The sequence below is a fragment of the Blautia sp. ZXY-1-B12 genome (assembly GCF_056339915.1).
This window is the reverse complement of the sequence record NZ_JBWJVP010000113.1, coordinates 1-3,602: the sequence shown is the minus strand read 5'-3', so window position 1 is coordinate 3,602 and position 3,602 is coordinate 1. Positions and strand designations below refer to the sequence as shown.

Below are 3,602 nucleotides of genomic sequence, written 5' to 3'. Positions count from 1 at the left end.
AAATGGCAGTACGGAAATAACTGGCAGACGCCATAAATCCGCAAGACCGGGGAGAATTTCGTATGTACCGATCAGTGATGAAGATCTTGCACCTTATGAACCACCTGTTCGTAAGAAGTATAAAGGATTAAAAATTACAGGAATCGCAGTGGCAATGGTTATTGTAAGTGCCGGAGCCGCATATGCAGGTATGTCATATTATTATTCGGATAAATTCTTTGAAGGAACATCAATCAATGGTATTGACTGTTCAGGTAAAACTGCTTATGAGGCAGAACAGAAGATTGCGAAGACAGTAGAGAATTATTCCATAGAGGTTGATTCCAGAAATCTGGATCCGCAGACGATCAGCGGAGATCAGATCGGTTATAGTTATGTTTCTGATGGAAGTGTTCTGAAACTTCTGAAAGATCAGAAACCTTATGAATGGATCAGAGGTTTTTTTGAAAAGAAGAGCTATACAGCCGCTGAGAATACGACTTACGATAAAGAAAAGCTGAAAAAACAGGTGAAGGCACTTAACTGTGCACAGAAAGAGAATCAGGTAGCTCCTGAGAATGCATATGTCGCATATGGAGATTCGCAGTTTGAGATTGTTCCGGAGACAGAGGGAAGTAAGCTGGATTTGAAAAATGCTTATAATGTGCTTTCGGAAGCTGTTTCGGGAAATAAAACTTCGGTTGATTTCGACAGTGAGCCGGACGTGTATGTAAAAGCAGATATCACCAGCGACAATCCGGATCTGCAGGCGTCTCTTAATGCATGTAATAATTTCACAAAAGCAAGCATTACGTATACTTTTGGAGATGAAACGGAAACCCTGGATGGCAATACGATCAAAGACTGGCTGAATTTTGATGAAAAAGGACAGCTGATCATGGATGATACATCTTTCAGACAGCACATCGCAGATTATGTGGCGCAGCTTGCAGCGGCCCATGATACGGTGGGAACTGAAAGAGAGTTCCAGACAACAAGTGGGAGAACTGTCAGTGTATACGGTTCTGCATATGGATGGCAGATAGACCAGGCTTCAGAGGTTGCACAGCTGACACAGGAAATCCAGTCAGGGACACAGACAACCAGAGAGCCGGTTTATTCTATGACAGCCAATGCACATGGTTACAATGATATAGGAAATACTTATATTGAAGTGGATCTGTCCGAACAGCATATGTATTTCTACCAGAACGGAGAAGATATCTTTGAGTCAGATATTGTTTCCGGTGATATGAGATATTCTGACCGTCAGACTCCGGCCGGTATTTATACGATTTATTATAAGAAGAGCCCGGATGTGCTCAGAGGTAAACAGCTGGCAAACGGTAAATACGAATATGAACAGCCGGTAACGTACTGGATGCCGTTTAATGGCGGTATTGGTTTCCACGATGCAAACTGGCAGCCATACTTTGGTGGAGATCGTTTCATGGAAGGCGGTTCGCATGGATGTATCAATATGCCGCCGGAGAAAGCAGCAGAACTTTATAATATTATTGACTGCAATATTCCAATCGTATGTTTCTATTAATATTGATCAGGAATTACTTTTCTGTAATCTTTTAATTGGAGGTATTGAACAGTTTTCTGAAAAATAAAAACAGGTATGGATATTCCGGGATCATTGTATACGAAACAATAGTCCCGGATTTCTATAAAAAGAAAAAAGGTTCTGTATGGTAAAATGCAGAAAGAAAGGGGAAGGTTATGAATTTTGATTCTTTAAACATCATACTGACAATTGCCGCTTTCATAGTAGGAATAATGCTTCTGACAGGACATGGGGATATTTTCCTGAAAGGTGGAAACTCGGACATCAGTAAAAAGCTTTATGATGAAGAGAAGATGGCAAAAGCAAGTGGAGTTGCGCTTATTTTGATTGGCGTTGTTTCTGCTATAGATCTTTTTACTACATCACTGGCCTTTAAAATAGCTTACATAGCAGCACTTCTGATCATTATTGTCGGGCTTGTGTGTTATTTGAGATTAAAATGTAAAAAATAATGAATAAGGCAAGAAGGATCGAGATACGGTAAAATGTGTACGGTCCTTTTTATTTTTATGTATTAGCGTTTTTTCCTGTTTTGTGATAAAATGACATACAGGCCAAAATCCAATTGCCACAGGTAATCTGAAATGAATTTTGGCGGCGTTACTGAGAATGGAGTGAACAGTAAATAAACGAGGAAAAGATAAATTATGGTACTTGAAGAGATTGTGCAGCCTCTGGTAAAATGGTACAGGGATAATAAGAGGATTCTTCCATGGAGAGATAAGGACAATGCTTATTATACATGGGTGTCGGAGATTATGCTGCAGCAAACCAGAGTGGAGGCAGTGAAACCCTATTTTCAGAGATTTATCACAGAACTCCCGGATATTCAGTCACTGGCGGAATGTCCTGAAGAGAAACTTCTGAAGTTATGGGAGGGACTGGGATATTATAACCGCGTTCGGAACATGCAGGAAGCGGCGAAAACTGTAAAAGATGAATATAATGGCAGACTGCCTGAAGATTATCAGGCACTTTTGTCGTTAAAGGGAATAGGAAGTTATACAGCCGGTGCCATTGCATCGATCGCATATGGGGAAAAGGTTCCGGCTGTAGACGGGAATGTACTGCGTGTGATTTCCAGAATTACAGAGAGTACGGAAGACATCAGCCGGCAGTCTGTCCGCAGAAAAATAGAACAGCAGGTTTCGCAGATCATGCCCTCAGATTGTCCGGGAGACTTTAATCAGGCACTGATGGAACTGGGAGCTGTGATATGTGTTCCCAACGGTCAGGCGAAATGTGCAGAATGTCCGATTGCATTTACCTGTCTGGCTCACAGACATGATAAAGCGGATATGATTCCTGTAAAAGCACCTAAGAAAGCCAGAACACAGGACAACAGGACTGTGTTTATCATTCAGGACGGAGAATGCACAGCTATCAGGAAAAGACCTGAGAAAGGACTTTTGGCAGGCTTATATGAACTGCCAAATATTCAGGGACATTTAAAAAGCGAAGATGCGCTTTTGTACGTAAAAGAGTTGGGACTTGATCCATTATATATAGAAGAACTTCCGCCTGCGAAACATATTTTCTCCCATATTGAATGGAGAATGCAGGCATACAGAATAAAGGTATCATCCCTAAAGACAACACAGGATAAAGAACTCATTTTTGTAAGTAAAGAACAGTCAGGTAAACAATACGCAATTCCATCTGCTTTTGGAGCGTATGCAAAGTATATCAAGGAGGAAACAAGATGAAACTGTTAAGTATTGCGATTCCATGCTATAATTCACAGGATTATATGGAGAACTGTATAGAGTCATTGCTGGTGGGAGGAGAAGAAGTAGAGATTCTTGTAATAGATGACGGATCTTCTGACAGAACTGCTGAGATTGCAGATGCTTATGCCAGGAAATATCCGACAATTGTAAAGGTAATTCATCAGGAAAACGGCGGTCATGGAGAAGCTGTCAATTCAGGGATCAGAAATGCTACAGGATTGTATTTCAAGGTAGTGGACAGTGATGACTGGGTAAATAAAGAAGCATATGTACAGATTCTGAAAACTTTATATGAACTGCTCAGAGGTCCGCAGACAGTT

4 protein-coding genes are annotated in these 3,602 nt (G+C 40.9%); all 4 read left to right on the top strand.

The features are described from left to right. The first annotated feature begins 16 nt into the window (after nucleotides 1–16). On the top strand, nucleotides 17–1,531 hold the full coding sequence (locus tag AC075L_RS06865; RefSeq protein ID WP_118569370.1) for a L,D-transpeptidase family protein: 1,515 nt from the start codon (nucleotides 17–19) through the stop codon (nucleotides 1,529–1,531). Nucleotides 1,532–1,707: 176 nt separating this feature from the next. Next, nucleotides 1,708–2,004 carry a DUF3784 domain-containing protein gene (locus tag AC075L_RS06860; protein ID WP_118633038.1) on the top strand — a complete coding sequence of 99 codons (297 nt, stop codon included), beginning with the start codon at nucleotides 1,708–1,710 and terminating at the stop codon, nucleotides 2,002–2,004. A 195-nt stretch (nucleotides 2,005–2,199) separates the two neighbouring features. Then, the gene (gene mutY / locus AC075L_RS06855) at nucleotides 2,200–3,258 is read left to right on the top strand and encodes an A/G-specific adenine glycosylase (RefSeq protein WP_118633037.1); all 1,059 of its coding nucleotides are present in this window, start codon (nucleotides 2,200–2,202) and stop codon (nucleotides 3,256–3,258) included. After that, on the top strand, nucleotides 3,255–3,602 hold a 348-nt coding region (locus AC075L_RS06850), incomplete at its 3' end, for a glycosyltransferase family 2 protein (RefSeq protein ID WP_476387416.1). The genes mutY and AC075L_RS06850, both read left to right, overlap by 4 nt.

Coding starts and splice junctions, on each gene's coding strand:
- mutY (WP_118633037.1), top strand. CDS start 2,200: ATGGTACTTGAAGAGATTGTGCAGCCTCTGGTAAAATGGTACAGGGAT.
- AC075L_RS06860 (WP_118633038.1), top strand. CDS start 1,708: ATGAATTTTGATTCTTTAAACATCATACTGACAATTGCCGCTTTCATA.